The following is a 26,490-nucleotide window of genomic DNA, read 5'->3' as shown; positions in this document are numbered from 1 at the left end:
ACATGACTCTTGCCACGGGGGCCAACTGACATGGAGCGTCTGATGCGCTTTCTCGCTGCTCTGACCCGCTGGGGGCTGGGGCTTTGTGCGTTACTGCTGGTGCTGACGGCCTTGTACGTCAGCCTGGGTCGGGAGCTGACCCCGCTGGTGGCTGAATATCGGGCCGAGGTTCAGGCCAAGGCTCAGGAAGCCTTGGGCATGCCGGTGCAGATCGGTCGGCTGGAAGGCAGCTGGAGCGGTTTCTCGCCCATCCTGCTGGCCCACGATGTGACAGTCGGCGAGGGCGCCAACGCCTTGCGCCTAGATCAGGTGCGGGTGGCGCCCGACCTGCCCGGCAGTGCCCTGGCGCGCCAACTGCGGGTCAAACACCTTGAATTCAGCGGCCTCAACCTGAGCCTGAAGGAAGGTCAGGATGGGCGCTGGGCGCTCGAAGGCCTGCCGGTGCAGGATAACCAGCCTCTCGACCCCGAGCAGTTGCTCAACCGCATGCAGATGCTCAGTGAGCTGTCGGTGATCGACAGCCAGGTGACCCTGCAACCGCTCGATCATCCCGCGATTGCCTTGACCTACGTCGGCCTCAATCTGCGTGTTGGCCCCAGCCGTCAACGCCTGGATGCGCGCCTGACCCTGCCGGACGGTCAGCCTCTGGCTGTCAGCTTGCGCACGCGAGTCCGCGCCAGCGCCTGGCGCGAAGGGCAGGCCGACGCCTACCTGAGCTTGCCGCAAAGCGACTGGGCGAAATGGCTGCCGCCGCGCGTGACCCAACAGTGGACGTTCTCCGAACTCAAGGCCGGTGGCGAGTTCTGGCTCAGTTGGGGCGATGGCCTGCTGCAGAGCATGGTCGCACGCCTGAACGCGCCGCAGGTCAGCGGGGCCTATGACGGGCGCAAACCGGTCACCGTGAAGAACCTGGCGCTCAATGCCTATTTCCAGCGCAACGAGCAGGGCCTCAGCGTCGCCTTCGACTCGCTGGCCATGAACATCGGCGAGACGCGCTGGGAGTCCCGCCTGCACCTGCAACAGACCGGTACCGTCAACAGTGCCGAAGAACTCTGGCACTTGCAGGCCGACCGCCTCGACCTGACGCCGATCACGCCGGTCCTGGATGCCTGGGCGCCGTTGCCGGAAAAGGTCGCGACCATCATCGACAACCTCAAGGTCACCGGCGCGCTGCGCAACATCCTGTTCGACTTCCGGCCGCAGGTCAGCGGCGATCAGCGCCTGAGTTTTGCCGCCAACCTGGAGCAGGTCGGGTTCAACGCCTATCGCGGCGCGCCGGCGGCCCGTAACGTCAGCGGCAGCATCAGCGGCGACCTTGGGCAGGGCGAGCTGCGCATGGACAGCAAGGACTTTGCCTTGCACCTGGACCCGATCTTCGCCAAGCCCTGGCAGTACCTGCAGGCCAATGCCCGGCTGACCTGGAAGCTCGACCAGCAGGGTTTCACCCTGATCGCGCCGTACCTCAAGGTCCTGGGCGAGGAGGGCAAGATTGCCGGCGACTTCCTGATCCGCCTGCATTTCGATCACACCCAGGAAGACTATATGGACCTGCGGGTCGGGCTGGTCGATGGCGACGGTCGTTATACCGCCAAGTACCTGCCCAAGGTGCTCAGCCCGGCCCTGGACGAATGGCTGCGCACGGCAATCCTCAAGGGCGCGGTGGATGAAGGTTTCTTCCAGTACCAGGGTTCGCTGAACCATGGCGCAGCCGACACCGCGCGCAGCATCAGCCTGTTCTTCAAGGTGCACGATGCCGAGCTGGCCTTCCAGCCGGGCTGGCCGCACATCGGCAAGGTCAGCGGCGATGTGTTCATCGAAGACAGCGGTGTGCGCATCCTGGCCAGCCAGGGGCAGTTGCTCGATACCCAGGTGAAGGATGTCTACGTCAATATTCCCCATGTGCCCGCCGGGCAAAGCACCCACATGTTTATCGACGGCGAGTTCGCCGGCGGCCTGGGCGATGGCTTGAAGATCCTTCAGGAAGCGCCGATCGGCACGGGCCCGACCTTTGCCGGCTGGCAGGGCGATGGCGACCTGCAGGGCAAGTTGAAGCTGGATATCCCGCTGGTCAAGGGCGAAGAACCGAAGGTGCTGGTGGACTTCAAGACCAACAAGGCACGGCTCAAGTTGAGCGAACCGGAGCTGGAATTGAGCCAGCTCAAGGGCGATTTCCGCTTCGACAGCAGCAAGGGGCTGAGCGGCCAGGGCATCAGCGCCCAGGCCTTCGAGCGCCCGGTGACCGCACAGATTTTTGCCGACGGCCGCCCTGGCAAGCTCGATACCCGGGTCGTCGCCAAGGGCCTGGTGTCGGTCAAGAAGCTCACGGAGTGGCTGAAATACAACCAGCCGCTGCCGGTTTCCGGTGACATTCCCTACCAGCTGCAGCTCAACCTCGATGGCGCGGACAGCCAACTGATGGTCAGCTCCAGCCTCAAGGGGGTTGCCGTCGACTTGCCTGCGCCTTTCGGCATGACGGCCAGCCAGGGACGTGACAGCGTATTGCGCATGACCTTGCAGGGCGCCGAGCGGCGTTACTGGTTCGATTACGGCGATCTGGCCAACTTTACTTTCGCCGCGCCGAGCGGAAATTTTGCCGATGGCCGTGGCGAGTTGTTCCTCGGCGAAGGCGATGCCGTGTTGCCGGGGGGCAAGGGCTTGCGGGTGCGCGGTGTGCTATCGGAACTGGATGTGGAGCCGTGGAAGGCGCTGGTCGATCGGTATGCCGGGCAGGACGCAGGCGGTAGCGCCAAGCAACTGCTCAGTGGCGCCGACTTCAGGGTCGGCAAGCTCAGCGGTTTCGGCACCACCCTGGACGAGGCCCGTGTGCAGTTGACGCGCAAGCCGTCCTCCTGGGCCCTGCAGCTCGACAGCCAGCAAGCCAAGGGCAACGTGGCGATTCCTGATGCCAAGGCGGCGCCGATGGCGATCAATCTGCAGTATGTGCGCCTACCGGCCGCCGATCCGACGGCGCAGGCCGACGAAAACGCGCCGGACCCTCTGGCTTCGGTCGACCCGAAGAAAGTCCCGGCGCTGGATCTCTCGATCAAACAGCTGTACCAGGGCAACGACCTGATCGGCGCCTGGTCGCTGAAAGTGCGCCCGACCGCCAAGGGCATGGCTTTCAACAGCCTCGACCTGGGCCTCAAGGGCATGGTCCTGCAAGGCTCCGGCGGCTGGGAAGGCGAACCCGGCGCGGCCACCAGCTGGTACAAGGGCCGCCTGGGCGGCAAGAACCTGGCGGACGTGCTCAAGGGCTGGGGCTTTGCGCCGACCGTGACCAGCGAAGAGTTCCATATGGATGTGGACGGGCGCTGGCCCGGGTCGCCGGCCTGGGTCGGGCTCAAGCGGTTCTCGGGCAGTCTGGATGCGACCCTGCGCAAAGGCCAGTTCGTGGAAGTCGAAGGCGGGGCGCAGGCCTTGCGGGTATTCGGCCTGCTGAACTTCAATTCCATCGGCCGGCGCTTGCGCCTGGACTTCTCCGACCTGTTCGGCAAGGGCCTGAGCTACGACCGGGTCAAGGGTTTGCTGGTGGCCAGCAACGGTGTCTACGTGACCCGTGAGCCCATCACCCTGACCGGGCCGTCGAGCAACCTGGAGCTCAATGGCACCCTGGACCTGGTGGCCGACCAGGTGGATTCGAAGCTGCTGGTGACGCTGCCCGTGACCAACAACCTGCCGATCGCCGCGCTGATTGTCGGTGCGCCGGCGGTCGGCGGGGCGCTGTTCCTGATCGACAAGCTGATCGGCGACCGGGTGTCGCGCTTCGCCAGCGTCCAGTACAGCGTCAAGGGACCCTGGAAGGACCCGAAAATCACCTTCGACAAACCTTTTTGAAAAACCGCGGCCCGGGCCTATGGAGTAGCATGGCCACATATCCAACCTGGAGTGCGCCATGTCCCTTGCGGTGATTCAAATGGTCAGCCAGAGCGACGTTCTGGCCAATCTACAGCAGGCGCGCCAACTGCTGGAGCAGGCCGCTGCCGGCGGTGCGCGCCTGGCCGTGCTGCCGGAGAACTTCGCCGCCATGGGGCGCCGCGATGCGGCGGCCATCGGTCGGGCCGAGGCCCGGGGCGAAGGCCCGATCCTGCCCTGGTTGAAACAGGCCGCCCGCGACCTCAAGTTATGGATAGTCGCCGGTACCTTGCCGCTGCCTCCGGTGGACCAACCGGAGACCAAGGCCCGGGCCTGCTCGCTGCTGATCGACGAGCACGGCGAGCAAGTGGCGCGCTACGACAAGCTGCATCTGTTCGACGTGGACGTGGCCGACAATCGCGGCCGTTACCGGGAGTCGGATGACTATGCTCATGGAGAACAGGTGGTGGTGGCGGATACGCCGGTGGGCCGGGTTGGCCTGACCGTGTGCTACGACCTGCGTTTCCCCGAGCTGTACAGCGAATTGCGAGCCGCCGGGGCGGAGCTGATCAGCGCTCCTTCGGCGTTCACCGCCGTGACCGGCGCGGCGCATTGGGACGTATTGATCCGCGCCCGTGCCATCGAAACCCAGTGCTACCTGCTGGCGGCGGCGCAAGGCGGCATTCATCCGGGACCCCGGGAGACCTTCGGCCATGCGGCCATCGTCGACCCCTGGGGCCGGGTGCTGGCGCAGCAGGATCAAGGCGAGGCCGTGCTGCTGGCCGAGCGCGACAGCAGCGAACAGGCGTCCATCCGGGCGCGCATGCCGGTGGCCAGTCACCGGCGCTTTTTCTCGCAAGGCGCGCAGCGACTTGCTTAAGAACGACGAATTTAAGGCGTAAAGCATATGAGCGGGTTGTTATCTTCAGTCAGTGAACACCTTCTGGCGCCCGGTGGCGTGACCCTGGAAAGCCTGCAGGGCGTGCTCGGCGATCTGGCCGGCCCGGGTATCGATGCCGCCGACCTGTATTTCCAGGGGCAGATTTCCGAGTCCTGGTCGCTGGAAGACGGCATCGTCAAGGAAGGCAGCTTCAATCTGGACCAGGGCGTTGGCGTGCGGGCGCAATCGGGTGAGAAAACCGGTTTTGCCTACAGCAATGCCATCACCCTTGAAGCGCTCGGCCTGGCTGCCCGGGCCGCGCGCTCGATTTCCCGCGCCGGGCAGAACGGTACCGTGCAGGCCTTTACCACCCAGGACGTGGCCCAGCTGTATGCGCCGGACAACCCCCTGGAAGTCATCAGTCGCGCGGAAAAGGTCGAGCTGCTCAAGCGAGTCGACGCCGCGACCCGTGCTCTCGATCCACGTATCCAGCAGGTCAGCGTCAGCATGGCCGGGGTCTGGGAGCGCATCCTCGTGGCCTCCACCGATGGCGGCCTGGCGGCGGATGTGCGGCCTTTGGTGCGCTTCAACGTCAGCGTGATCGTCGAGCAGAACGGCCGCCGCGAGCGTGGCGGTCATGGCGGCGGCGGGCGTACCGACTACCGTTATTTCCTCAGTGAAGACCGCGCCATGGGGTACGCCCGTGAGGCATTGCGCCAGGCCCTGGTCAACCTGGAAGCCATCCCCGCGCCAGCCGGTACCTTGCCGGTGGTACTGGGTTCGGGCTGGTCCGGCGTGCTGTTGCACGAAGCGGTAGGTCACGGCCTGGAAGGCGATTTCAACCGCAAGGGCAGCTCGGCCTACAGCGGCCGCATGGGCGAAATGGTGGCCTCGAAACTCTGCACCATCGTCGACGACGGCACCCTGGCCGGGCGGCGCGGCTCGCTGAGCATCGACGACGAAGGCACCCCGACCGAGTGCACCACCCTGATCGAGAACGGTGTGCTCAAGGGCTACATGCAGGACAAACTCAATGCCCGCCTGATGGGCGTGGCCCGCACCGGCAACGGTCGTCGCGAGTCTTATGCGCACCTGCCGATGCCGCGCATGACCAACACCTACATGCTGGGTGGCGAAAGCGATCCGGCGGAAATCATCGCCTCGGTGAAAAAGGGCATCTATTGCGCCAACCTGGGCGGTGGTCAGGTGGACATCACCAGTGGCAAGTTCGTGTTCTCCACCAGTGAGGCGTATCTGATCGAAGACGGCAAGATCACCGCCCCGGTCAAGGGCGCGACCCTGATCGGCAACGGGCCGGAAGCCATGAGCCGGGTGTCGATGGTCGGTAACGACCTGGCGCTGGACAGTGGTGTGGGGACCTGTGGCAAGGATGGGCAGTCGGTGCCGGTGGGTGTTGGCCAGCCGACCTTGAAGATCGATGCGATCACCGTGGGTGGCACGGGCGCTTAAGAAGTGAAGCGGCGGGTGAGTTGCCGGGCAACCCACCCGAGTCGAGGCTCAGCGCAGGCCGCGTTGAGTCTCGTCCAGCTCGCGGATGTATTTGAAGATTTTACGGCTGGAGGCAGGCGGCTTGTTATGGGCCACCTCATGCTGGGCCTGACGGATCAGGGAGCGCAGCTGCTGACGATCCGCTTCTGGATAGTCGGTGACGAACTTTTCCAGGACCGCGTCATCGCCCGCGATCAAGCGATCGCGCCAGCGCTCCAGGCCATGGAAACGTTCGTTGTACTGGCGAGTCGAGGCGTCGAGTTGGTCCAGCAGCACCAGGATCGCGCTGGTGTCCTGATCGCGCATCAGCTTGCCGATGAATTGCAGGTGGCGTTTGCGCGCGATATGGGCGACATGCTTGGGCGCATCCGCCAGGGCCCGGCGCAGAGCGTCGGTCAACGGCAGTTTGTTCAGCAAGTCGGGCTTGAGTGTTGTAAGGCGCTCGCCGAGGTCAACCAGAGCATGCAGCTCGCGTTTGACCTGGGATTTGCTTTTCTCCCCATCGAGGGAGTCGTCGTAAGAATCAACCATGGTGGCAGTCCGCAAAGAAACGCCGCCATGATAACCAGTCGGGGGCCGCTTGTCCGGCCCGGTCGCTCGAAGGCCTTAACCGAAAGCAGAATTTGAGTGGAGAAAACCATGAGTGCAGCACAAAGCGTCGGCCCGCAGGCTTTGCCGGCACTGCAGGAACAAGTCGAGCAGATCATCGCCGAGGCCAAGCGCCAGGGCGCCAGTGCCTGCGAAGTGGCGGTTTCTCTGGAGCAGGGCCTGTCGACTTCGGTTCGCCAGCGGGAAGTGGAAACCGTCGAGTTCAATCGCGACCAGGGTTTTGGTATCACGTTGTATGTCGGCCAGCGCAAAGGCTCGGCCAGCACCTCGGCCAGTGGTCCCGAGGCGATTCGCGAAACCGTTGCCGCGGCCCTGGCCATCGCCAAGCACACCTCGGAAGACGAAAGCTCGGGGTTGGCTGATGCTGCCCTGATGGCCCGGGACGTGCCGGACTTCGACCTGTTCCATGCCTGGGACATTACCCCGGAGCAGGCCATCGAACAGGCGCTGGCCTGTGAAGCCGCGGCCTTTGCCGCCGACAGCCGGATCAAGAACGCTGACGGCACCACCCTGAGCACCCACCAGGGCTGCCGCGTGTATGGCAACAGCCACGGTTTTATCGGCGGTTATGCGTCGACTCGGCACAGCTTGAGTTGTGTGATGATCGCCGAGGCCGACGGCCAGATGCAGCGTGACTACTGGTATGACGTCAATCGCCAGGGCCATCTGTTGACGGACCCGGTGACCATCGGCCAGCGCGCCGCGCAACGTGCCGCGAGCCGCCTGGGAGCGCGCCCGGTGCCGACCTGCGAAGTGCCGGTGCTGTTTTCCGCGGAACTGGCCGGCGGCCTGTTCGGCAGCTTCCTGGGGGCGATTTCCGGCGGCAACCTGTACCGCAAGTCGTCCTTCCTCGAGGGCGCACTGGGGCAACGGCTATTCCCCGAATGGCTGACCATCGATGAGCGCCCGCACTTGATGCGCGCCCTGGGCAGCTCGGCCTTCGACGGCGATGGCCTGGCCACTTACGCCAAGCCTTTCGTCGAGAACGGCGAACTGGTGTCCTACGTGTTGGGGACTTATTCCGGGCGCAAGCTCGGCCTGCCCAGCACCGCCAACGCTGGTGGCGTGCACAACCTGTTCGTGACTCATGGCGAGGAAGACCAGGCGGCCTTGCTGCGTCGCATGGGCCGAGGCCTGCTGGTCACCGAGTTGATGGGCCACGGCTTGAACATGGTCACCGGCGATTATTCCCGGGGGGCGGCCGGCTTCTGGGTCGAAAATGGCGAAATCCAGTTCGCTGTCCAGGAAGTCACCATTGCCGGCAACATGCGCGACATGTTCAAGCAGATCATCGCCGTCGGTAACGATCTGGAGCTGCGCAGCAACATTCGCACCGGTTCGGTATTGATCGAACGCATGACGGTCGCTGGCAGCTAAGCTGCGACGACATCAACCAAAGCGCGCGTCCTGTCCGGGGCGCGCGCTTTTTTATTGCCCGGGTTTTCTTTGTTTATCAATCGCCCTGTCTGTAGGAGCGAGCTTGCTCGCGATAGCGTTTTGCCTGGCACGCAGCCGATCGCGAGCAAGCTCGCTCCTACAAAGGGGAGGGGGATCGCGGTCTTGTTTTGATTCTCAATATCATATAATAATAAATCTCATTATCGAATGAGCCCAGGTCATGAGTTCTGCCTTGCACGAGCAGCCTTACCTCGAAAGCTGGCGCTGGATGAGCCGCCAGATCCGTTGTGCCCTCGATCCGGACGAGCCGCGCCTGATCGAGCATTACCTGGCCGAAGGGCGCTATCTGGCGTGTTGCACCGCCACCTCGCCCTGGCTGATCGCTGAAACCTCATTCCGCCTGCTGCTCGATACTGCCACCGATACCGCGCTGCCCTGGCATTGGCGCAGCCAGTGCCTGGACCAGGCCTGGCGCCCGTTGCGTGACCTGGAACGCCTGTCTTTCTGCAAGTGCCGGCTCAAGCGCTGGCAAAGCCATGCCTGGCAACTGGCGACTTGCTCGTTGCTGCCATCCATTCCCCTTATCGAACTGGTGCAAGGATTTCCCGATGAGTAATACCCGTATCGAACGCGACAGCATGGGCGAACTGCATGTTCCGGAGCAGGCGCTGTATGGCGCGCAAACCCAGCGCGCGGTGGATAACTTTCCCATCAGCCACCAGCGCATGCCGGCGCAGTTCATCCGTGCGCTGATCCTGGCCAAGGCGGCCGCGGCCAAGGCCAACGTCGAGCTCAAGCAACTGAGCGAATCCCAGGGCAAGGCCATAGTCGACGCTGCCCAGGGCCTGCTGGAAGGCGACTTCATGCAGCATTTCCCGGTGGATATCTTCCAGACCGGGTCCGGCACCAGTTCCAACATGAACGCCAACGAAGTCATTGCCACCCTGGCCAGCCGCTTGCTCGGCGAACCGGTCAACCCCAACGACCATGTGAACTGCGGGCAGAGCAGCAACGACATCATCCCGACCACCATCCACGTCAGCGCCGCGCTGGGCTTGCACGAACAACTGCTGCCGGCGCTGGTGCATCTGGTGCACGTCATCGAGCGCAAGGCGGTCGAGGTCCATCCCTTCATCAAGACCGGCCGCACTCACTTGATGGACGCGATGCCGGTGCGTATGAGCCAGGTGCTGGAAGGCTGGGCGCAGCAGCTCAAGGCCAATATCGGTCATCTTCAGGATCTGCTGCCGGGCCTGCAATCCCTGGCGCAGGGTGGCACGGCCGTGGGCACCGGGATCAACGCTCACCCGCAGTTCGCCGCGGGTTTCAGCCGGCAGCTGAGCAGCCTGACCCAGGTGCAGTTCACCCCAGGCAAGAACCTGTTCGCCCTGATCGGCTCCCAGGACACCGCGGTGGCGGTCTCGGGCCAGCTCAAGGCCATCGCGGTCACCTTGATGAAGATCGCCAACGACCTGCGCTGGATGAACTCCGGGCCGCTGGCCGGCCTCGGCGAAATCGAACTGGAAGGATTGCAGCCGGGATCTTCGATCATGCCCGGCAAGGTCAACCCGGTGATTCCGGAGGCCACGGCGATGGTGGCGGCTCAGGTGATCGGTAACGACATGACCATCACGGTGGCCGGGCAGTCGGGCAACTTCGAGTTGAACGTCATGCTGCCGATCATCGCCCAGAACCTGTTGAGCAGCATCGAGTTGCTGGCCAATTCCAGCCGCCTGTTGGCGGACAAGGCGATTGCCAGCTTCAAGGTCAACGAGCCCAAGCTCAAGGAGGCGCTGTCGCGCAACCCGATCCTGGTCACGGCGCTCAACCCGATCATCGGTTACCAGAAGGCCGCTGAAATCGCCAAGACCGCCTACAAGCAGGGGCGCCCGGTGATCGACGTCGCTCTTGAACACACTGATCTGTCACGCAGCCAGCTGGAGATTCTGCTCGACCCGGAAAAACTCACCGCGGGCGGCGTGTAAATCCCGACATCGCTTTGGAGGTTCACCATGGAGCACTGGAAACGCACGATCGAAAGGGCAAACCGTTTCTTCATGCAGGGCGACCTGGTGGATGCCCGCGAGTATTACTTGCAGGCCCTGGCCCTGGCGCAGGTGTTGTTCGAGCGCTGGAGCGATGCCGACGAAGCGGTGGCGGCCTGTGTCATCTCCCATCACAACCTGGCGGACCTGCACCTGCGCCTGAACCAGCCGGAGGAGAGCGCGGAGTACCTCTGCGCCATCCATCAGCGGTTGTTGCAGACCATGCAGGACAGCCGCCTGGCGCCAGCGCTGCGAGAAGCCGCGCTGCGCCAGAGCAGCAAGACTTACGTCGAGTTGCTCAACTTCATCAGTGAGCACGGTGAATACCCCCGTACGCATCGCCTGCTGGAGAGCAATGTCGCGCAATCGACTGCCGGCACCGCGACCCCGAATGCCCCTCATTACGGAGCACATTGATATGACCTTTACCTTGCCTGCATTGCCCTACGCCTACGACGCTCTGGAACCGCACATCGATGCGCAGACCATGGAGATTCACTACACCAAGCATCACCAGACCTACATCAACAACCTCAACGCGGCCGTGGAAGGCACCGAATGGGCCGATTGGTCAGTGGAGAAACTGGTGGCCGGGGTCCAGCAACTGCCGGAGAAACTGCGCGCAGCGGTGATCAACCAGGGCGGTGGCCATGCCAACCATTCGTTGTTCTGGGCGGTGATGGCGCCGAGCGGCGGAGGCAAGCCGAACGGTGTGCTGGGCCAGGCGATCGACGAGCAGCTGGGCGGTTTCGAGAGTTTCAAGGAGGCCTTCACCAAGGCCGCGCTCACGCGTTTCGGCAGCGGTTGGGCCTGGCTCAGCGTGACCCCGCAAAAGACCCTGGTCGTCGAGAGCAGCGGCAACCAGGACAGCCCGTTGATGAACGGCAATACCCCGATTCTCGGCCTGGACGTGTGGGAGCACGCCTATTACCTGCGTTACCAGAACCGGCGGCCGGAATACATCAATGCGTTCTACAACGTGATCAATTGGCCTGAAGTAGCCCAGCGCTACCAGGCCGCACTGGTTTGAGCCCCCTCCTATAAAAAGACCTAAGGCTGACTATGGGCACTGAAACACTGACGATCGGCAGCGGGCGGATGTTTCGTTACGCATTCGGTTCGCTGTTGCTGTTGGCGGGTACTGCATTGCTGGTTGCCCAGGGCTTGTCCTGGCTGGACCTGGAGCCGCGCTTGCTGCGTGCATTGCAGGGTGGGGCGGTCTGTGCCCTGGGAACCGCGCTGGGGGCAGTGCCAGTGTTGGTCATTCGCAAGATGCCGCTGGCGCTGAGTGACACCCTGTTGGGATTCGGCGCCGGGGTGATGCTGGCGGCTACGGCCTTTTCGTTGATCGTGCCCGGGATCGCCGCGGCGGAAAAAATCGGACTGTCGCCCTGGGCTTCGAGCGGCCTGATCAGCTTCGGCATCATGCTCGGTGCCTTGGGGTTGTTTCTGGTGGACCGCAAAGTCTCGGGGGGCAGCCCGGAGAAACTGGTGGGCACCCTTGAGCATCCGGTTATCCCGCCGCGAATCTGGCTGTTTGTGTTTGCCATCATCGCCCACAACATTCCCGAAGGAATGGCCGTGGGCGTTTCCGCGGGTGGCGGCATGCCGGAGGCTGATAGCCTGGCCATGGGCATTGCCTTGCAGGATGTGCCGGAAGGCCTGGTGATTGCCCTGGTGCTGGCTGGCGCCGGCATGTCCAGGGTCAAGGCGTTCCTGATCGGTGCCGCTTCAGGCCTGGTGGAACCGGTGTTCGCGTTGCTTTGTGCGTGGCTGGTGAGCCTGGCCGAGATGCTGTTGCCGCTCGGGCTGGCGTTGGCGGCGGGGGCGATGCTGCTGGTGGTGACCCACGAAGTGATTCCCGAATCCCGACGCAACGGTCATGAGAAGCTGGCCAGCCTGGGCTTGTGTGTCGGCTTTTGCCTGATGATGGTCATGGATACGGCACTCGCTTGAGTGCCTTTCGGCAGGTTTGCCCTGCCGACCTTACTCGCCTTCGTCGAAGAAGTTGTTGATCAGTGCCACCAGCGCTTCCAGCGCCTCCTGCTCCTGTTCGCCTTCGGTCTTCAGATGAATCCTGGTGCCCTTGCCGGCGGCCAGCATCATCATTGCCATGATGCTCTTGCCGTCGACCATCGACTCCGGCGTTCTCCCTGCGCGGATCTGGCAAGGAAACTGACCGGCCACGCCGACGAACTTTGCAGAGGCACGGGCATGCAGGCCCAGTTTGTTGATGATTTCAATTTCCAGAGCAGGCATCGCGGGGTAGATCCTTTCAGCTAAGGTCGCGGTGGCGAACCTGGACGTTCTTCAGGGACTTCTGCAGGACTTGGCCCAAGCGTTCGGTCAGGTAGACCGAGCGATGGTGGCCGCCCGTGCAGCCAATGGCAATAGTGACGTAGGCGCGGTTGCTGGCGGCGAAACGGGGCAACCATTTCAGCAGGTAGCTAGAGATGTCCTGGAACATTTCCTCGACGTCCGGCTGGGCGGCCAGGTATTCGGCAACCGGCTGGTCGAGCCCGGACTGGGCGCGCAACTCGGGTTTCCAGTACGGGTTGGGCAGGCAGCGCACATCGAACACCAGGTCGGCATCGACCGGCATGCCACGCTTGAATCCGAAAGACTCCACCAGAAAGGCGGTGCCCGGCTCCGGTTGGTTCAACAGGCGCAACTTGATGGTATCGCGCAGTTGATACAGGTTCAGGTTGGTGGTGTTGACCTTGAGATCGGCCAGGTCGGCGATCGGTCCCAGCAGGTGGCTTTCGTCCTGGATCGCCTCGGCCAGCGAGCGATTGTTGCTGCTCAAGGGGTGGCGGCGGCGGGTTTCGGAAAAGCGCTTGAGCAGGGTTTCTTCGTCAGCGTCCAGGTACACCACATCGCACTGAATATGCCGGCTGCGGACTTCTTCGAGCAGTTCGGGGAAGCGCGACAGGTGGCTGGGCAGGTTGCGGGCGTCGATCGACACGGCGACCAGTGGCTGTGTCAGTTCGGTATGGATCAGCGCCCGCTCGGCCAGTTCGGGCAACAGCCCGGCCGGCAGGTTGTCGATGCAGTAATAACCATTGTCCTCGAGTACATCGAGGGCGGTGCTTTTACCTGAGCCGGACCGGCCGCTGACGATGATCAAGCGCATGATTACTGACCGTTCTGTTCGTCCAGGACAACCTTGTACAAGGCTTCGTTGCTGGTGGCGCTGCGCAGCTTGTCGCGCACTTCTTTGCGGTCCAGCATGCTGGCAATCTGCCGGAGCAGTTCCAGGTGCGCATCGGTGGCGGCTTCCGGGACCAGCAGTACGAACAGCAGGTCGACCGGTGCGCCGTCGATGGCGTCGAAATCGATGGGAGCGTCCAGGTGCATCAGGGCACTGATGGGCGACTCACAGCCTTTGAGGCGGCAGTGTGGGATGGCAATGCCGTTGCCAAAACCGGTAGAGCCCAGTTTTTCACGGGCAATCAGGCTTTCGAAGACATCTTGCATCTCCAGATCGGGCACTTCGCGGCTGATCAGGTTGGCAATTTGTTCGAGGGCGCGTTTTTTACTGCCGCCCGGCACGTTCACCAGGGAACGGCCGGGGGTCAGGATGCTTTCAAGTCGGATCATGGGAGGGGAGTGTTAGCGACCCGTGCCTTGGAGAAGGTGGAGTTGCTTTTCCTTATGCTTTTTCAGTTGGCGGTCAAGCTTGTCCGTGAGCAAGTCGATTGCGGCATACATGTCGTCATGTTCTGCATTGGCGACGACTTCCCCACCATGGATGTGCAGCGTGGCCTCGATTTTCTGCTTCAGTTTTTCGACGGCCAGCGTTACCTGCACATTGGTAATCTTGTCAAAGTGCCGCTCAAGTCGGTCGAGTTTTTCGCCGATGTAAGCGCGCAGAGGTTCGGTCACTTCCAGTTGGTGTCCACTGATGTTGACTTGCATACAGCTTCTCCTTCGTTGCCAGTGCATAAAGCGGCAGGTCGATTGACCTGCCACTGGAACGCTGTGGCGAGCCCGGCGGCTACATCAACCGCTTCCGTTCGCTGGAAGGCGCGATCCCCAGGGATTCACGGTACTTGGCGACGGTACGGCGGGCTACCTGAATGCCTTGTGCCTCCAGTAAACCAGCGATCTTGCTGTCACTCAACGGCTTTTTCTGATTTTCCGCGGCGACCAGTTTTTTGATGATCGCGCGGATCGCCGTGGACGAGCATTCACCGCCTTCGGAGGTACTTACGTGGCTGGAGAAAAAGTATTTCAGTTCATAAATGCCCCGTGGGGTATGCATGAATTTTTGCGTGGTCACCCGTGAAATCGTCGACTCGTGCATGCCGACTGCTTCGGCGATGTCATGCAGGACCAGCGGTTTCATCGCCTCATCGCCGTACTCGAGGAAGCCGCGCTGATGCTCGACGATCTGGGTGGCGACTTTCATCAGGGTTTCGTTACGGCTCTGCAGGCTCTTGATAAACCAGCGGGCTTCTTGCAACTGGTTGCGCATGAAGGTGTTGTCGGCGCTGGTGTCGGCGCGCCGCACGAAGCCGGCGTACTGTGGGTTGACGCGCAGGCGCGGCACGGACTCCTGGTTCAGCTCCACCAGCCAGCGTTCGTTGTCCTTGCGCACTATGACGTCGGGGACCACGTATTCGGCTTCGGTGGACTCGATTTGCGAGCCCGGCCGTGGGTTGAGGCTCTGTACCAGTTCGATGACTTGGCGCAGTTCGTCTTCCTTGAGCTTCATGCGCCGCATCAGCTGGCTGTAGTCGCGGCTGCCGAGCAGGTCGATGAAGTCGCTGACCAGGCGCTTGGCTTCAGTCAGCCAAGGGGTCTTGGCAGGCAGTTGGCGCAGTTGCAGCAGCAGGCACTCACCCAGGTTGCGGGCGCCGATGCCGGCGGGCTCGAATTGCTGGATACGGTGCAGGACGGCCTCGATTTCGTCGAGTTCGATGTCCAGTTCCGGATCGAAGGCTTCGAGAATTTCCTCGAGGGTTTCGTCCAGATAGCCCTGATTGTTGATGCAGTCGATCAGGGTCACGGCGATCAGGCGATCGGTATCGGACATGGGCGCCAGGTTCAACTGCCAGAGCAGATGGCTCTGCAGGCTTTCGCCGGCCGAGGTGCGGGTGGTGAAATCCCACTCGTCGTCATCGTTGCTGGGCAGGCTGCTGGCGCTGGTCTGGTAGACGTCTTCCCAGGCGGTGTCGACCGGCAGGTCGTTGGGAATGCGTTCGTTCCATTCGCCGTCCTCGAGGTTGTCCACCGTCGGGGCGGTTTCCTGGTAGGAGGGTTCCTGGATATCGGTATTGGGTTTCTGCTCGGCGTTGTCGGCCAGCGGATCGGTGTTATCGAAGTCGTCGCCTTCTTCCTGGCGCTCGAGCATCGGGTTGGACTCCAGGGCCTCCTGGATTTCCTGTTGCAGGTCCAGGGTCGACAATTGGAGCAGGCGGATGGCCTGTTGCAGCTGCGGTGTCATCGTCAGCTGCTGGCCCATTCTGAGGACTAGCGATGGTTTCATGGCAGGGGCTTAACACCTTATTCGCCGGCGCACATGCGCCATCCACTACAGGGCGCGTGAGCGCCAAACATAAGCAAATTATATGCCTGAAACTGAAGTGTTTGCCTAGAGCGCTGTAACAATAAAAACGGCAGGGTTTTATTGGGGCGGGCGCTCTGGCGACCAGCCAAACACCTCAGGGCTTACAGGCGGAACTCATGGCCCAGGTAAACTTCCTTGACCAGCTCGTTGGCGAGGATGGTTTCGGCGTCGCCTTCGGCGATCAGTTGACCGTCGTTGACGATGTAGGCGGTTTCGCAGATATCCAGGGTTTCACGGACGTTGTGGTCGGTGATGAGCACGCCGATACCCTTGGCCTTCAGGTGATGAATGATCTGCTTGATGTCGCCTACCGAGATCGGGTCCACGCCGGCGAAGGGCTCGTCGAGCAGGATGAACTTGGGGGCGGTGGCCAGGGCGCGAGCGATTTCCACGCGGCGACGTTCACCGCCGGAGAGGCTCATACCCAGGTTGTCGCGAATGTGGTTGATGTGGAACTCCTGCAGCAGGCTTTCCAGCTCCTGGCGACGGCCGGCCTTGTCGAGCTCCTTGCGGGTCTCGAGGATGGCCATGATGTTGTCGGCCACCGAAAGCTTGCGGAAGATCGAGGCTTCCTGCGGCAGGTAGCCGATCCCGGCACGGGCGCGGCCGTGCATCGGCTGGTGGCTGACATCCAGGTCGTCGATCAGGATGCGACCCTGATCGGCCTGGACCAGACCGACGATCATGTAGAAGCAGGTGGTCTTGCCGGCGCCGTTGGGGCCGAGCAGGCCGACGATCTGGCCGCTGTCGATGGACAGGCTGACGTCACGCACGACCTGGCGGCTCTTGTAGCTCTTGGCCAGGTGCTGAGCTTTCAGAGTTGCCATTACTGGGCCTTTTGCTCGTCAGTTTTCTTTTTCGGCTGGATGACCATGTCGATCCGTGGGCGCGACTCGGTGACCTTGCTGCCGGTGGCGCGACCGGCGCTGGCCAGCTTCTTGTTGGTGTCGTAGACGATTTTCTCGCCCTGGGTGATGTTGCCGTCCTTGTCGACGACTTTGGCGCGGTCGATCAGTACGACGCGGTTCTGCGCGGCGTGGTACTGGATGGTCACACCGTAGCCCTGGACCGGCTTGGTGTCGCCCTGGGTTTGAATCTGCTCGAAGTAGGCCAGGTTGCCCACCGAGGTCACCACGTCGATATCACCGGTCTGGGTACGGGTGATGGTCACGGTATTGCCGGTGACCTTCATCGAGCCCTGGGTGATGATCACGTCGCCCCTGTAGGTGGCTACGCCATTCTTGTCGTCCAGTTGAGCGTCGTCGGCCTGGATGCGGATTGGTTGCTGGCTATCGTTCGGCAGAGCCCAGGCGCTCACGCTTCCCAGTGCTGCGCCCAGACCGAGCAAAATAGGGAGGGTTTTAACGAGCCTCATACTGTCCTCTTACGTTCGATAGCAGGTTCATCCTGCCGTCTTTCAAATACGCTTTCATTCCCTTGCCAGTCGTCACGCCGCCGGCGCCGTCGATTCTAACGTCTTGATCGGTCTGCGCATATTGCTTCTGCGGGAATACTGTCATGCGGGTCGTGGTGATCAGCAGGTTGCGATTTTTCTCGTCGGTGCGCGAAACCCGTACCGAATCGATCAACTCGACCTCGGTGCCGTCCGGGTTGACTTCGCCGCGCTCGCTCTGGACATGCCAAGGGAAGGCGGTGCCGCGATACATCTGCAGGTCCGGCTTGGTCAGCAGAGTTACCTCGGTGGCCTTGAGGTGCTCGACCTTGTCGGAAGTCATTTCGTACTGCAGCTTGCCGTCGGGCAGGTACTGCACGCTACGGGCGTTGATGGCGTAGTAGTCGATGGCGCTTTCGTCGACCTGCGCGACCGGCTTGTCGAGGAAGCGTTCCGGGCTGATGTTCCAGTACCCCACCGCCAGGAACAGCACGGTGATGATGCCGAAGATCAGTATGTTGCGAATCTTTTTGCTCAGCATGGGAGGCTCTATAAGTAGGCGGCGTGGGCTGCTTCAAGGCTGCCTTGGGCGCGCAGGATCAACTCGCAGAACTCGCGGGCGGCACCTTCACCGCCACGGGCCTGGGTGACGCCATGGGCGTGTTCACGGACAAAACTGGCGGCATTGGCGACGGCCATGCCCAGGCCGACCCGGCGGATCACTGGCAGGTCGGGCAAGTCGTCGCCCAGGTAGGCGACCTGCTCATAGCTTAGGCCCAGTTGGGCAAGAAGCCCGTCCAGCACCACCAGTTTGTCTTCGCGACCCTGAAACAGATGGGGAATCCCCAGGTTTTTCGCCCGACGCTCGACCACCGGCGTCTTGCGGCCGCTGATGATCGCCGTCTGCACGCCCGTGGCCATCAGCATCTTGATGCCCTGGCCGTCGAGGGTGTTGAAGGTCTTGAATTCGCTGCCGTCTTCGAGGAAGTACAGGCGACCGTCGGTCAGTACGCCGTCGACGTCGAATACCGCCAGCTTGATGTTCTTGCCGCGTTGCAGCAGATCCGTGCTCATTACATGACTCCCGCGCGCAGCAGGTCGGACAGGTTGAAGGCGCCGGTCGGGCGATCGTCCTTGTCCACTACGACCAGTGCGTTGATTCGATTGTCCTCCATGATCTTCAGGGCTTCGGCCGCGAGCATTTCGGCGCGGGCGGTCTTGCCGTGAACGGTCATGACTTCATCGATAGTGGTGTGGTGGATGTCGATGGTGCGATCCAGGGTGCGGCGCAGGTCGCCATCGGTGAAGACCCCCGCCAGACGCCCGTCGGCCTCGACAATGACGGTCATGCCCAGGCCCTTGCGGGTCATTTCCATCAAGGCGTCCTTGAGCAGCGTGCCACGCTGGACCTGCGGCAGTTGCTCGCCGGCATGCATGACGTTCTCGACTTTCAGCAGCAGGCGCCGGCCCAGCGCGCCGCCCGGATGGGAGAAGGCGAAGTCTTCGGCGGTAAAGCCGCGGGCTTCCAGCAGCGCAACGGCCAGGGCGTCGCCCATGACCAGGGCGGCGGTGGTCGAGGAGGTCGGAGCCAGGTTCAGCGGGCAGGCCTCTTGCTCGACCTGGACGTTGAGGTTGACCTCGGCGGCCTTGGCCAGCGCCGAATCAGGGTTGCCGGTGATACTGATCAGCTGGATGCCCAGGCGCTTGATCAGCGGCAACAGGGTCACGATTTCATTGGTCGAGCCGGAGTTGGACAGGGCCAGGATCACGTCGTCCCGGGTAATCATGCCCATGTCGCCATGGCTGGCTTCGGCCGGATGGACAAAAAACGCAGTGGTGCCGGTGCTGGCCAGGGTGGCGGCGATCTTGTTGCCGATGTGCCCGGACTTGCCCATGCCGACCACTACTACGCGGCCTTTGCTGGCCAGAATCATCTCGCAAGCGCGTACGAAATCTGCGTCGATATGTGGCAGCAAGCCTTGTACGGCTTCTATCTCGAGGCGGATGGTGCGTTGTGCCGATTGAATCAGGTCGCTGGATTGGCTCATGTCAGAAATCGTATAGCCTGATGAAAAGGCGGCGATTATAGCGGTAATGATCGATTCCCTCACGCAAGTTCGTCAGCCTTTGTCCTTCTATAGGCAGGAATTGTCCTGTAAAGCCTGTTTTAGGCTGTCGTGATCCTGAATGCGGATGGCTTCGGCCTTGGGGGCTCCGTATCAGCAGTGATATAGTTCGCCGCCAGTTCGGCCTGCCCTGGGTGCATGTACTCCCGGCAGGGAGCCAAGCGTCCGAGTGAGAGGCTGCATCGCAAGGAGTTTAGATGAGTGCCGATAACGCCTACGCGGTCGAGCTGAAGGGACTGTCCTTCAAGCGCGGTGCGCGCAGCATCTTCAATAATGTCGATATCCGTATTCCGCGGGGCAAGGTCACCGGCATCATGGGGCCTTCCGGTTGCGGCAAGACCACGCTCCTGCGGTTGATGGGCGCGCAATTGCGTCCCAGCAGCGGTGAAGTCTGGGTCAATGGCCAGAACCTGCCCAAATTGTCGCGCGGCGATCTGTTCGACGCCCGCAAGCAGATGGGCGTGCTGTTCCAGAGCGGCGCGCTGTTCACCGATCTCGATGTGTTCGAGAACGTCGCCTTTCCGCTGCGCGTTCATACCCAGCTGCCGGATGAAATGATCCGCGATATCGTCCTGCTCAAGTTGCAGGCGGTCGGGTTGCGCGGAGCCATCGACTTGATGCCCGACGAGCTGTCCGGTGGCATGAAGCGTCGCGTGGCCCTGGCCCGGGCCATCGCCCTGGACCCGCAGATCCTCATGTACGACGAGCCGTTCGTAGGCCAGGACCCCATTGCCATGGGTGTGCTGGTACGCCTGATCCGTCTGCTCAACGACGCGCTGGGTATCACCAGCATCGTGGTTTCCCATGACCTGGCGGAAACCGCGAGCATCGCCGACTACATCTATGTGGTGGGCGATGGCCAGGTGCTGGGGCAGGGCACGCCCGACGAGCTGATGGATTCCGATAACCCGCGGATCCGCCAGTTCATGAAAGGCGACCCCGATGGTCCGGTACCCTTTCACTTTCCAGCGCCGGACTACCGCGCAGATCTTCTGGGGAAGCGCTGATGCGCAAAGTATCTTTATTGGAGCGAATTCGTCTATTCGGCCACTCGGGCATCGACGTTCTCGCGGTGCTCGGGCGTTCGAGCCTGATGCTGTTTCATGTGTTGTTCGGCCGCGGCAGTATCGGCGGCGGCTTCGGCCTGCTGGTCAAGCAGCTGCATTCGGTGGGCGTGATGTCCCTGGTGATTATCGTGGTCTCCGGGATATTCATCGGCATGGTACTGGCGCTGCAGGGCTTCAATATCCTGTCCAGCTACGGTTCGGAGCAAGCGGTGGGGCAGATGGTGGCCCTGACCTTGTTGCGTGAGTTGGGGCCGGTGGTCACGGCATTGCTCTTCGCCGGCCGGGCCGGTTCGGCGCTGACCGCGGAAATCGGCAACATGAAAGCCACCGAGCAGCTCTCCAGCCTGGAGATGATCGGTGTCGACCCGCTCAAATACATTATCGCGCCACGGCTGTGGGCCGGTTTCATTTCCCTGCCGTTGCTGGCGATCATTTTCAGCGTGGTGGGCATCTGGGGCGGTTCGTGGGTGGCCGTCGACTGGCTGGGAGTCTATGAAGGTTCCTACTGGTCGAACATGCAAAACAGCGTGACGTTCAGCGATGACGTGCTCAATGGCATCATCAAGAGCATCGTTTTCGCCTTTGTCGTGACCTGGATCGCCGTATTCCAAGGCTATGACTGCGAGCCCACTTCAGAGGGGATCAGTCGTGCCACTACCAAGACCGTTGTGTACGCCTCGTTGGCCGTACTCGGCCTGGACTTTATTCTGACCGCCTTGATGTTTGGAGATTTCTGATGCAAAACCGCACCCTGGAAATCGGTGTCGGCCTTTTCCTGCTGGCTGGCATCCTGGCTTTGCTGTTGCTTGCCTTGCGGGTCAGTGGCTTGTCCCCGACCTCGAGCACCGATACTTATAAACTTTACGCATATTTCGACAATATCGCCGGTTTGACGGTCAGAGCTAAAGTGACCATGGCCGGTGTGACCATCGGCAAGGTCACGGCTATCGATCTGGACCGCGACAGTTTCACCGGTCGGGTCACGCTGCAGTTGGAAAAACGCGTAGATAACCTGCCGACCGACTCCACTGCATCTATCCTGACCGCTGGGTTGCTCGGCGAGAAATACATTGGTATCAGCGTCGGCGGCGAAGACACGTTGCTCAAGGATGGCGGGACCATCCACGACACCCAGTCTTCACTGGTGCTTGAGGACCTGATCGGTAAATTCCTGCTCAATACCGTTAGCAAAGACGCCAAATGAGGATTTTTTCATGATCTCTACCTTGCGACGTAGCCTGTTGGTATTACTGGCGGCGTTGCCGTTGATGGCTCACGCCGTGGCGGCGCCTTCCGCGCATGATCTGGTACAGGACACCACCAACCGTCTGCTGGCCGACCTGGCCGCCAACAAAGAAAAGTACAAGCAGGACCCGCAGGACTTTTATGCGGCGCTGAACAGCATCGTGGGGCCGGTCGTGGATGCCGAAGGCATTTCCAAGAGCATCATGACGGTCAAGTACTCGCGTAAAGCCACGCCGGAACAGATGCGCACCTTTGAAGAGAACTTCAAGAAGGGCCTGTTCCAGTTCTATGGCAACGCCTTGCTGGAGTACAACAACCAGGGCATCGTCGTTGACCCTGCCAGGGACGAGTCGGGTGACCGTACCAGCGTCGGCATGACGGTCAAGGGCAGCAACGGTGCGATCTATCCTGTGTCGTACACGCTGGAGAAGATCAGCGGTGAGTGGAAACTGCGCAACGTAATCATCAACGGCATCAATATCGGCAAGCTGTTCCGCGATCAGTTCGCCGATGCCATGCAGCGCAACGGCAATGACCTGGACAAGACCATCAACAACTGGGCTGGCGAAGTGGCCAAGGCCAAGGAATCGACCGAAAACTCTCCAGAGAAGGTCGTGAAATGAGTGAGTCGGCCGTCCGTCTGGGTGAAGCCGGCGAACTGCTGATCAGCGGTGTGCTGGACTATCGTTCCGGCCCGGGCCTGCGCAAGCAGGGGCAGGCCCTGATCGCCTCCAGCACCGCGGCGGCGCTGGTGCTCGACTGTTCGGCGGTGGAGAAGTCCAGCAGCGTCGGCTTGTCGTTGTTGCTGGCCTTCATGCGCGACGCCGCGGCAGCCGGCAAGGCCGTCAGCATCCGTGCGTTACCTGAAGACATGCGCGAAATCGCCGAGGTTTCCGGTTTGACCGAGCTGCTGGCGCAGCCTTAGTAACCATCGACAAGCAAGCCCCCCGTCAGAGTCCTGCTATGCGGGGTTCGCAGGCGCGGGGCTTTTTTGTATGATGTCCGACCCGCGCGCACAGGGCGCCGATTGAGGTTGAGCATGCAGGCCAACGAAGTGAAGAGCTTCCTTGAAGGAAAGCTGTCCGAGACTCTTTCATCCGTTCAGGTAGAAGTTGAGGGCGAAGGCTGCAACTTTCAGCTGAATGTGATCAGTGACGAACTGGTGGCCTTGAGTCCGGTCAAGCGTCAGCAGAGCATCTATGCCCATTTGAACCCGTGGATCGCCGATGGCAGCATCCATGCGGTCACTATGAAATTTTTCAGCAGCGCGGCTTGGGCCGAGCGCACCTGAGCCCAAGGGCGTCGAGATTCTTATGGATAAATTGATTATTACCGGCGGCGTTCGTCTTGATGGCGAAATCCGCATTTCCGGGGCAAAGAACTCTGCCCTGCCGATTCTGGCTGCAACCCTGCTGTGCGATGGCCCGGTCACGGTCGCCAACCTGCCGCACCTGCACGACATCACCACCATGATCGAGCTGTTCGGTCGCATGGGCATTGAGCCTGTGATTGACGAAAAGCTCAGCGTCGAAATCGACCCACGCACCATCAAGACCCTGGTCGCGCCGTATGAACTGGTCAAGACCATGCGTGCCTCGATCCTGGTGCTGGGCCCGATGGTTGCCCGTTTCGGTGAAGCCGAAGTCGCGCTGCCTGGCGGTTGCGCCATCGGTTCGCGTCCGGTCGACCTGCACATCCGCGGCCTGGAAGCCATGGGCGCGGTGATCGACGTCGAAGGCGGCTACATCAAGGCCAAGGCGCCTGAAGGCGGCCTGCGCGGCGCGCACTTCTTCTTCGATACCGTGAGTGTGACCGGTACCGAGAACATCATGATGGCAGCGGCCCTGGCCAAGGGCCGCAGCGTGCTGCAGAACGCCGCCCGCGAACCGGAAGTGGTCGACCTGGCGAACTTCCTCAACGCCATGGGCGCCAAGGTTTCCGGCGCCGGTACCGACACCATCACCATCGACGGTGTCGAGCGCCTGCACTCGGCGACCTACAAGGTCATGCCGGACCGTATCGAGACCGGCACCTACCTGGTCGCCGCCGCCGTGACTGGCGGTCGCGTGAAGGTCAAGGACACCGATCCGACCATCCTCGAAGCTGTCCTGGAGAAACTCAAGGAATCCGGCGCCGAAGTCACCACCGGCGAGGACTGGATCGAGCTGAACATGCACGGCAAGCGTCCGAAGGCGGTCAACGTGCGTACCGCGCCGTACCCGGCGTTCCCGACCGACATGCAGGCCCAGTTCATCTCCCTCAACGCCATTGCCGAAGGCACTGGCGCGGTGATCGAGACCATCTTCGAAAACCGCTTCATGCACGTTTACGAACTGCACCGCATGGGCGCGAAGATCCAGGTCGAAGGCAACACCGCCATCGTCACCGGCACCGAAATCCTCAAGGGTGCTCCAGTGATGGCCACCGACCTGCGGGCTTCGGCCAGCCTGGTGATCTCGGCCCTGATGGCCGAAGGCGACACCCTGATCGATCGCATCTACCACATCGACCGTGGTTACGAGTGCATCGAAGAGAAGCTGCAGATGCTCGGCGCCAAGATCCGCCGCGTACCGGGCTAGTTTGCGTGATGGGCACAGGGACGTGCCCCAAGGTTTCGTTCCAAGTCGAGCCTGTGTTCAGGCTCGATGCGTGTCTGGCGCCATTTGCGACCGGGCATGAGTATCCTGATAAGGACTTACGTTTCCCATGTTGACCATCGCACTGTCCAAGGGCCGCATCCTTGATGACACCTTGCCGCTTCTGGCTGAAGCCGGCATCGTGCCCACCGAGAATCCGGACAAGAGCCGCAAGCTGATCATCCCCACGACCCAGGCCGACGTGCGCTTGCTGATCGTGCGTGCCACCGACGTGCCGACCTATGTCGAACATGGTGCCGCCGACCTCGGCGTTGCCGGCAAAGATGTGCTGATGGAATACGGCGGCCAGGGCCTGTACGAGCCACTGGACCTGCAGATCGCCCAGTGCAAGCTGATGACCGCCGGTGCCATCGGCGCGGTCGAGCCCAAGGGCCGCCTGCGCGTCGCCACCAAGTTCGTCAACGTTGCCAAGCGCTACTACGCCGAGCAGGGCCGTCAGGTCGACATCATCAAGCTGTACGGCTCGATGGAGCTGGCGCCGCTGATCGGCCTGGCGGACAAGATCATCGACGTGGTCGACACCGGCAACACCCTGCGGGCCAACGGCCTGGAGCCCCAGGAGCTGATTTCCATGATCAGTTCCCGTCTGGTGGTCAACAAGGCGTCCATGAAAATGCAGCACGCCCGCATCCAGGCACTGATCGACACCCTGCGCAAAGCAGTGGAGTCGCGACATCGCGGTTGATTCACTTGCGCGGCGCCAGCCGCGCCCGTCTATCCGTGTCATAGCCAATTTTCTCAGGTGCCCGCGCGAATGGACTGGTAGCTTAGGGTGCCTGAGCATTAGCCATTCAATGAGGCCCTCGCTATGACCGCTCCCACTGCAATTCGCCGACTCAACGCTGCTGACCCGGATTTCGCGCATCATCTGGATCATCTGCTGAGCTGGGAAAGTGTGTCTGACGACTCGGTCAATCAGCGGGTGCTGGACATCATCAAGGCGGTGCGCGAGCGCGGCGACGCGGCGCTGGTGGAGTTCACCCAGCGTTTCGACGGCCTGCAAGTGGCATCCATGGCCGACCTAATCCTGCCGCGCGAGCGCCTGGAACTGGCCCTGACCCGGATCACCGTGGCCCAGCGCGAAGCCCTGGAAAAAGCCGCGGCGCGGGTGCGCAGCTACCACGAAAAACAGAAGCAGGACTCCTGGAGCTACACCGAGGCCGACGGCACGGTGCTGGGCCAGAAGGTCACGCCGCTGGACCGCGCCGGCCTGTATGTGCCGGGTGGCAAGGCGTCTTATCCCTCCTCGGTGTTGATGAATGCCATCCCGGCCAAGGTGGCGGGCGTCACCGAAGTGGTGATGGTGGTGCCGACCCCGCGTGGCGAGGTCAACGAGCTGGTGCTGGCCGCGGCCTGCATCGCCGGCGTCGACCGGGTGTTCACCATCGGTGGCGCCCAGGCCGTTGCCGCCCTGGCCTACGGTACCGAGAGCGTGCCGCAGGTGGACAAGGTGGTCGGCCCGGGCAACATCTATGTGGCCACCGCCAAGCGTCACGTGTTCGGTCAGGTGGGCATCGATATGATCGCCGGCCCTTCGGAGATCCTGGTGGTGTGCGACGGCCAGACCGATCCGGACTGGATCGCCATGGACCTGTTCTCCCAGGCTGAGCATGACGAAGACGCCCAGGCGATCCTGGTCAGCCCGGACGCCGCGTTCCTCGATCAGGTCGCCGCCAGCATCGCCAAGCTGCTGCCGACCATGGAGCGCGCGGAAATCATCAATACCTCGATCAACGGCCGTGGCGCGCTGATCCAGGTGCGCGACATGCAGCAGGCCATCGACGTGGCCAACCGCATCGCTCCGGAGCACCTCGAGCTGTCCGTTGCCGATCCGCAGGCCTGGCTGCCACAGATCCGCCACGCTGGCGCGATCTTCATGGGCCGTCACACTTCCGAGGCCCTGGGCGACTACTGCGCGGGCCCGAACCACGTGTTGCCGACTTCCGGCACGGCGCGGTTCTCCTCGCCGCTGGGGGTGTATGACTTCCAGAAACGTTCGTCGATCATTTTCTGCTCGGAGCAGGGCGCTTCCGAACTGGGCAAGACTGCCTCGGTGCTGGCCCGTGGCGAGTCGCTGAGCGCCCACGCCCGCAGTGCGGAATACCGGATCATCGCTGACCAGGAACAGGGGCAATAA

29 protein-coding genes are annotated in these 26,490 nt (G+C 62.2%); 18 read left to right on the top strand and 11 right to left on the bottom strand.

Translation table 11 applies throughout. The features are described 5' to 3' along the window. Positions 1-30: 30 nt before the first annotated feature. The 3 genes from BMY68_RS20895 to tldD are packed head-to-tail and all read left to right on the top strand — an operon-like array spanning position 31 to position 6,202. Positions 31-3,834, top strand: a complete 3,804-nt coding sequence (locus tag BMY68_RS20895) for a YhdP family protein (protein WP_085529839.1) — start codon at positions 31-33, stop codon at positions 3,832-3,834. Between the two features lie 58 nt (positions 3,835-3,892). Beyond that, a complete protein-coding gene (locus BMY68_RS20890) occupies positions 3,893-4,732 on the top strand; it encodes a carbon-nitrogen hydrolase family protein (protein ID WP_009042186.1) in 840 nt (279 codons plus the stop codon). A gap of 27 nt (positions 4,733-4,759) precedes the next feature. Next, the gene (tldD, locus tag BMY68_RS20885; RefSeq protein ID WP_007929903.1) at positions 4,760-6,202 is read left to right on the top strand and encodes a metalloprotease TldD; all 1,443 of its coding nucleotides are present in this window, start codon (positions 4,760-4,762) and stop codon (positions 6,200-6,202) included. Positions 6,203-6,250: 48 nt separating this feature from the next. Here the strand turns inward: tldD and yjgA are convergent, their stop codons facing one another. Further along, positions 6,251-6,772, bottom strand: a complete 522-nt coding sequence (yjgA, locus tag BMY68_RS20880; RefSeq protein ID WP_025806420.1) for a ribosome biogenesis factor YjgA — start codon at positions 6,770-6,772, stop codon at positions 6,251-6,253. 108 nt (positions 6,773-6,880) lie between these two features. Here yjgA and pmbA point away from each other — a divergent pair, with 108 nt between their 5' ends. The 6 genes from pmbA to BMY68_RS20850 all read left to right on the top strand — a co-directional run bounded on the left by pmbA (position 6,881) and on the right by BMY68_RS20850 (position 12,249). Then, positions 6,881-8,227: a metalloprotease PmbA gene (gene pmbA / locus BMY68_RS20875; RefSeq protein WP_007929896.1), complete on the top strand. Its 1,347-nt coding sequence runs from the start codon at positions 6,881-6,883 to the stop codon at positions 8,225-8,227. A 241-nt stretch (positions 8,228-8,468) separates the two neighbouring features. Then, positions 8,469-8,864: a hypothetical protein gene (locus tag BMY68_RS20870; RefSeq protein ID WP_007929895.1), complete on the top strand. Its 396-nt coding sequence runs from the start codon at positions 8,469-8,471 to the stop codon at positions 8,862-8,864. Continuing rightward, positions 8,857-10,233 (top strand): class II fumarate hydratase, encoded by a 1,377-nt coding sequence (locus BMY68_RS20865; RefSeq protein ID WP_085529840.1) that lies wholly within the window; start codon positions 8,857-8,859, stop codon positions 10,231-10,233. The genes BMY68_RS20870 and BMY68_RS20865 overlap by 8 nt, the downstream gene beginning before the upstream one ends. 27 nt (positions 10,234-10,260) lie before the next feature. Continuing rightward, the gene (locus tag BMY68_RS20860) at positions 10,261-10,710 is read left to right on the top strand and encodes a hypothetical protein (protein ID WP_007929886.1); all 450 of its coding nucleotides are present in this window, start codon (positions 10,261-10,263) and stop codon (positions 10,708-10,710) included. Position 10,711: 1 nt separating this feature from the next. Then, positions 10,712-11,323: a superoxide dismutase gene (locus BMY68_RS20855; RefSeq protein WP_085529841.1), complete on the top strand. Its 612-nt coding sequence runs from the start codon at positions 10,712-10,714 to the stop codon at positions 11,321-11,323. A gap of 32 nt (positions 11,324-11,355) precedes the next feature. Beyond that, positions 11,356-12,249: a ZIP family metal transporter gene (locus BMY68_RS20850; RefSeq protein WP_062823662.1), complete on the top strand. Its 894-nt coding sequence runs from the start codon at positions 11,356-11,358 to the stop codon at positions 12,247-12,249. 30 nt (positions 12,250-12,279) lie between these two features. On the opposite strand, the gene BMY68_RS20845 is transcribed toward BMY68_RS20850, so the two are convergent. The 10 genes from BMY68_RS20845 to BMY68_RS20800 all read right to left on the bottom strand — a co-directional run bounded on the left by BMY68_RS20845 (position 12,280) and on the right by BMY68_RS20800 (position 19,306). Next, entirely contained in the window at positions 12,280-12,552 is a 273-nt protein-coding gene (locus tag BMY68_RS20845) for an HPr family phosphocarrier protein (RefSeq protein ID WP_007929877.1), read from the bottom strand. 16 nt (positions 12,553-12,568) lie between these two features. Next, on the bottom strand, positions 12,569-13,426 hold the full coding sequence (gene rapZ, locus BMY68_RS20840; protein ID WP_009042193.1) for an RNase adapter RapZ: 858 nt from the start codon (positions 13,424-13,426) through the stop codon (positions 12,569-12,571). A 2-nt stretch (positions 13,427-13,428) separates the two neighbouring features. Beyond that, positions 13,429-13,893, bottom strand: coding sequence for a PTS IIA-like nitrogen regulatory protein PtsN (ptsN, locus tag BMY68_RS20835; protein WP_007929873.1), 465 nt, complete (start codon positions 13,891-13,893; stop codon positions 13,429-13,431). Between the two features lie 12 nt (positions 13,894-13,905). Next, positions 13,906-14,211, bottom strand: a complete 306-nt coding sequence (gene raiA, locus BMY68_RS20830) for a ribosome hibernation-promoting factor, HPF/YfiA family (RefSeq protein WP_007929872.1) — start codon at positions 14,209-14,211, stop codon at positions 13,906-13,908. 79 nt (positions 14,212-14,290) lie between these two features. After that, positions 14,291-15,784, bottom strand: a complete 1,494-nt coding sequence (locus BMY68_RS20825) for an RNA polymerase factor sigma-54 (RefSeq protein ID WP_009042194.1) — start codon at positions 15,782-15,784, stop codon at positions 14,291-14,293. A gap of 182 nt (positions 15,785-15,966) precedes the next feature. Further along, positions 15,967-16,692 carry an LPS export ABC transporter ATP-binding protein gene (gene lptB, locus BMY68_RS20820; RefSeq protein WP_007929870.1) on the bottom strand — a complete coding sequence of 242 codons (726 nt, stop codon included), beginning with the start codon at positions 16,690-16,692 and terminating at the stop codon, positions 15,967-15,969. Further along, entirely contained in the window at positions 16,692-17,240 is a 549-nt protein-coding gene (gene lptA, locus BMY68_RS20815) for a lipopolysaccharide transport periplasmic protein LptA (protein WP_009042195.1), read from the bottom strand. Before lptA ends, lptB begins: the two co-directional genes overlap by 1 nt. Continuing rightward, positions 17,227-17,799 (bottom strand): LPS export ABC transporter periplasmic protein LptC, encoded by a 573-nt coding sequence (lptC, locus tag BMY68_RS20810; RefSeq protein WP_007929868.1) that lies wholly within the window; start codon positions 17,797-17,799, stop codon positions 17,227-17,229. Before lptC ends, lptA begins: the two co-directional genes overlap by 14 nt. Positions 17,800-17,807: 8 nt before the next feature. Next, the gene (locus BMY68_RS20805; protein ID WP_007929867.1) at positions 17,808-18,332 is read right to left on the bottom strand and encodes a KdsC family phosphatase; all 525 of its coding nucleotides are present in this window, start codon (positions 18,330-18,332) and stop codon (positions 17,808-17,810) included. Next, positions 18,332-19,306 (bottom strand): KpsF/GutQ family sugar-phosphate isomerase, encoded by a 975-nt coding sequence (locus BMY68_RS20800; protein ID WP_009042196.1) that lies wholly within the window; start codon positions 19,304-19,306, stop codon positions 18,332-18,334. Before BMY68_RS20800 ends, BMY68_RS20805 begins: the two co-directional genes overlap by 1 nt. A 275-nt stretch (positions 19,307-19,581) precedes the next feature. Between BMY68_RS20800 and BMY68_RS20795 the strand changes: the two genes are divergently transcribed. The 9 genes from BMY68_RS20795 (at position 19,582) to hisD (ending at position 26,490) form a co-directional block, all read left to right on the top strand. Continuing rightward, positions 19,582-20,391, top strand: a complete 810-nt coding sequence (locus BMY68_RS20795) for an ATP-binding cassette domain-containing protein (protein ID WP_009042197.1) — start codon at positions 19,582-19,584, stop codon at positions 20,389-20,391. Then, on the top strand, positions 20,391-21,188 hold the full coding sequence (mlaE, locus tag BMY68_RS20790; protein WP_007929864.1) for a lipid asymmetry maintenance ABC transporter permease subunit MlaE: 798 nt from the start codon (positions 20,391-20,393) through the stop codon (positions 21,186-21,188). The genes BMY68_RS20795 and mlaE overlap by 1 nt, the downstream gene beginning before the upstream one ends. Next, positions 21,188-21,655, top strand: coding sequence for an outer membrane lipid asymmetry maintenance protein MlaD (gene mlaD / locus BMY68_RS20785; protein WP_007929863.1), 468 nt, complete (start codon positions 21,188-21,190; stop codon positions 21,653-21,655). Before mlaE ends, mlaD begins: the two co-directional genes overlap by 1 nt. A 10-nt stretch (positions 21,656-21,665) precedes the next feature. Then, complete coding sequence (locus BMY68_RS20780; RefSeq protein WP_009042198.1) at positions 21,666-22,319, top strand: MlaC/ttg2D family ABC transporter substrate-binding protein; 654 nt, start codon at positions 21,666-21,668, stop codon at positions 22,317-22,319. Beyond that, positions 22,316-22,621: an STAS domain-containing protein gene (locus BMY68_RS20775; protein ID WP_007929861.1), complete on the top strand. Its 306-nt coding sequence runs from the start codon at positions 22,316-22,318 to the stop codon at positions 22,619-22,621. The genes BMY68_RS20780 and BMY68_RS20775 overlap by 4 nt, the downstream gene beginning before the upstream one ends. Positions 22,622-22,735: 114 nt before the next feature. Beyond that, a complete protein-coding gene (locus BMY68_RS20770; protein WP_007929860.1) occupies positions 22,736-22,987 on the top strand; it encodes a BolA family protein in 252 nt (83 codons plus the stop codon). 22 nt (positions 22,988-23,009) lie between these two features. Beyond that, positions 23,010-24,275, top strand: coding sequence for a UDP-N-acetylglucosamine 1-carboxyvinyltransferase (gene murA / locus BMY68_RS20765; RefSeq protein ID WP_007929859.1), 1,266 nt, complete (start codon positions 23,010-23,012; stop codon positions 24,273-24,275). 127 nt (positions 24,276-24,402) lie between these two features. After that, entirely contained in the window at positions 24,403-25,038 is a 636-nt protein-coding gene (hisG, locus tag BMY68_RS20760) for an ATP phosphoribosyltransferase (RefSeq protein ID WP_007929858.1), read from the top strand. A gap of 123 nt (positions 25,039-25,161) precedes the next feature. Continuing rightward, the gene (gene hisD / locus BMY68_RS20755) at positions 25,162-26,490 is read left to right on the top strand and encodes a histidinol dehydrogenase (RefSeq protein ID WP_038582062.1); all 1,329 of its coding nucleotides are present in this window, start codon (positions 25,162-25,164) and stop codon (positions 26,488-26,490) included.

Origin of the sequence: Pseudomonas sp. NFACC41-3, from assembly GCF_900109505.1 — a bacterium.
In the GTDB taxonomy this organism is placed as follows: Bacteria; Pseudomonadota; Gammaproteobacteria; order Pseudomonadales; family Pseudomonadaceae; genus Aquipseudomonas; species Aquipseudomonas chlororaphis.
Note: the sequence above shows the minus strand (reverse complement) of the source record. Positions and strands in the feature narration are given on the sequence as shown.

Excerpts from the sequence above, each read along its gene's own strand:
- BMY68_RS20825 (WP_009042194.1), bottom strand. The coding sequence starts at position 15,784 with ATGAAACCATCGCTAGTCCTCAGAATGGGCCAGCAGCTGACGATGACA.
- yjgA (WP_025806420.1), bottom strand. The coding sequence starts at position 6,772 with ATGGTTGATTCTTACGACGACTCCCTCGATGGGGAGAAAAGCAAATCC.
- BMY68_RS20775 (WP_007929861.1), top strand. The coding sequence starts at position 22,316 with ATGAGTGAGTCGGCCGTCCGTCTGGGTGAAGCCGGCGAACTGCTGATC.
- BMY68_RS20855 (WP_085529841.1), top strand. The coding sequence starts at position 10,712 with ATGACCTTTACCTTGCCTGCATTGCCCTACGCCTACGACGCTCTGGAA.
- BMY68_RS20780 (WP_009042198.1), top strand. The coding sequence starts at position 21,666 with ATGATCTCTACCTTGCGACGTAGCCTGTTGGTATTACTGGCGGCGTTG.
- mlaD (WP_007929863.1), top strand. The coding sequence starts at position 21,188 with ATGCAAAACCGCACCCTGGAAATCGGTGTCGGCCTTTTCCTGCTGGCT.
- BMY68_RS20770 (WP_007929860.1), top strand. The coding sequence starts at position 22,736 with ATGCAGGCCAACGAAGTGAAGAGCTTCCTTGAAGGAAAGCTGTCCGAG.
- BMY68_RS20805 (WP_007929867.1), bottom strand. The coding sequence starts at position 18,332 with ATGAGCACGGATCTGCTGCAACGCGGCAAGAACATCAAGCTGGCGGTA.
- hisG (WP_007929858.1), top strand. The coding sequence starts at position 24,403 with ATGTTGACCATCGCACTGTCCAAGGGCCGCATCCTTGATGACACCTTG.
- hisD (WP_038582062.1), top strand. The coding sequence starts at position 25,162 with ATGACCGCTCCCACTGCAATTCGCCGACTCAACGCTGCTGACCCGGAT.
- raiA (WP_007929872.1), bottom strand. The coding sequence starts at position 14,211 with ATGCAAGTCAACATCAGTGGACACCAACTGGAAGTGACCGAACCTCTG.
- BMY68_RS20850 (WP_062823662.1), top strand. The coding sequence starts at position 11,356 with ATGGGCACTGAAACACTGACGATCGGCAGCGGGCGGATGTTTCGTTAC.
- BMY68_RS20860 (WP_007929886.1), top strand. The coding sequence starts at position 10,261 with ATGGAGCACTGGAAACGCACGATCGAAAGGGCAAACCGTTTCTTCATG.
- BMY68_RS20870 (WP_007929895.1), top strand. The coding sequence starts at position 8,469 with ATGAGTTCTGCCTTGCACGAGCAGCCTTACCTCGAAAGCTGGCGCTGG.
- BMY68_RS20865 (WP_085529840.1), top strand. The coding sequence starts at position 8,857 with ATGAGTAATACCCGTATCGAACGCGACAGCATGGGCGAACTGCATGTT.
- BMY68_RS20845 (WP_007929877.1), bottom strand. The coding sequence starts at position 12,552 with ATGCCTGCTCTGGAAATTGAAATCATCAACAAACTGGGCCTGCATGCC.
- lptC (WP_007929868.1), bottom strand. The coding sequence starts at position 17,799 with ATGCTGAGCAAAAAGATTCGCAACATACTGATCTTCGGCATCATCACC.
- rapZ (WP_009042193.1), bottom strand. The coding sequence starts at position 13,426 with ATGCGCTTGATCATCGTCAGCGGCCGGTCCGGCTCAGGTAAAAGCACC.
- BMY68_RS20890 (WP_009042186.1), top strand. The coding sequence starts at position 3,893 with ATGTCCCTTGCGGTGATTCAAATGGTCAGCCAGAGCGACGTTCTGGCC.
- lptB (WP_007929870.1), bottom strand. The coding sequence starts at position 16,692 with ATGGCAACTCTGAAAGCTCAGCACCTGGCCAAGAGCTACAAGAGCCGC.
- BMY68_RS20895 (WP_085529839.1), top strand. The coding sequence starts at position 31 with ATGGAGCGTCTGATGCGCTTTCTCGCTGCTCTGACCCGCTGGGGGCTG.
- tldD (WP_007929903.1), top strand. The coding sequence starts at position 4,760 with ATGAGCGGGTTGTTATCTTCAGTCAGTGAACACCTTCTGGCGCCCGGT.
- mlaE (WP_007929864.1), top strand. The coding sequence starts at position 20,391 with ATGCGCAAAGTATCTTTATTGGAGCGAATTCGTCTATTCGGCCACTCG.
- lptA (WP_009042195.1), bottom strand. The coding sequence starts at position 17,240 with ATGAGGCTCGTTAAAACCCTCCCTATTTTGCTCGGTCTGGGCGCAGCA.
- murA (WP_007929859.1), top strand. The coding sequence starts at position 23,010 with ATGGATAAATTGATTATTACCGGCGGCGTTCGTCTTGATGGCGAAATC.
- BMY68_RS20800 (WP_009042196.1), bottom strand. The coding sequence starts at position 19,306 with ATGAGCCAATCCAGCGACCTGATTCAATCGGCACAACGCACCATCCGC.
- pmbA (WP_007929896.1), top strand. The coding sequence starts at position 6,881 with ATGAGTGCAGCACAAAGCGTCGGCCCGCAGGCTTTGCCGGCACTGCAG.
- ptsN (WP_007929873.1), bottom strand. The coding sequence starts at position 13,893 with ATGATCCGACTTGAAAGCATCCTGACCCCCGGCCGTTCCCTGGTGAAC.
- BMY68_RS20795 (WP_009042197.1), top strand. The coding sequence starts at position 19,582 with ATGAGTGCCGATAACGCCTACGCGGTCGAGCTGAAGGGACTGTCCTTC.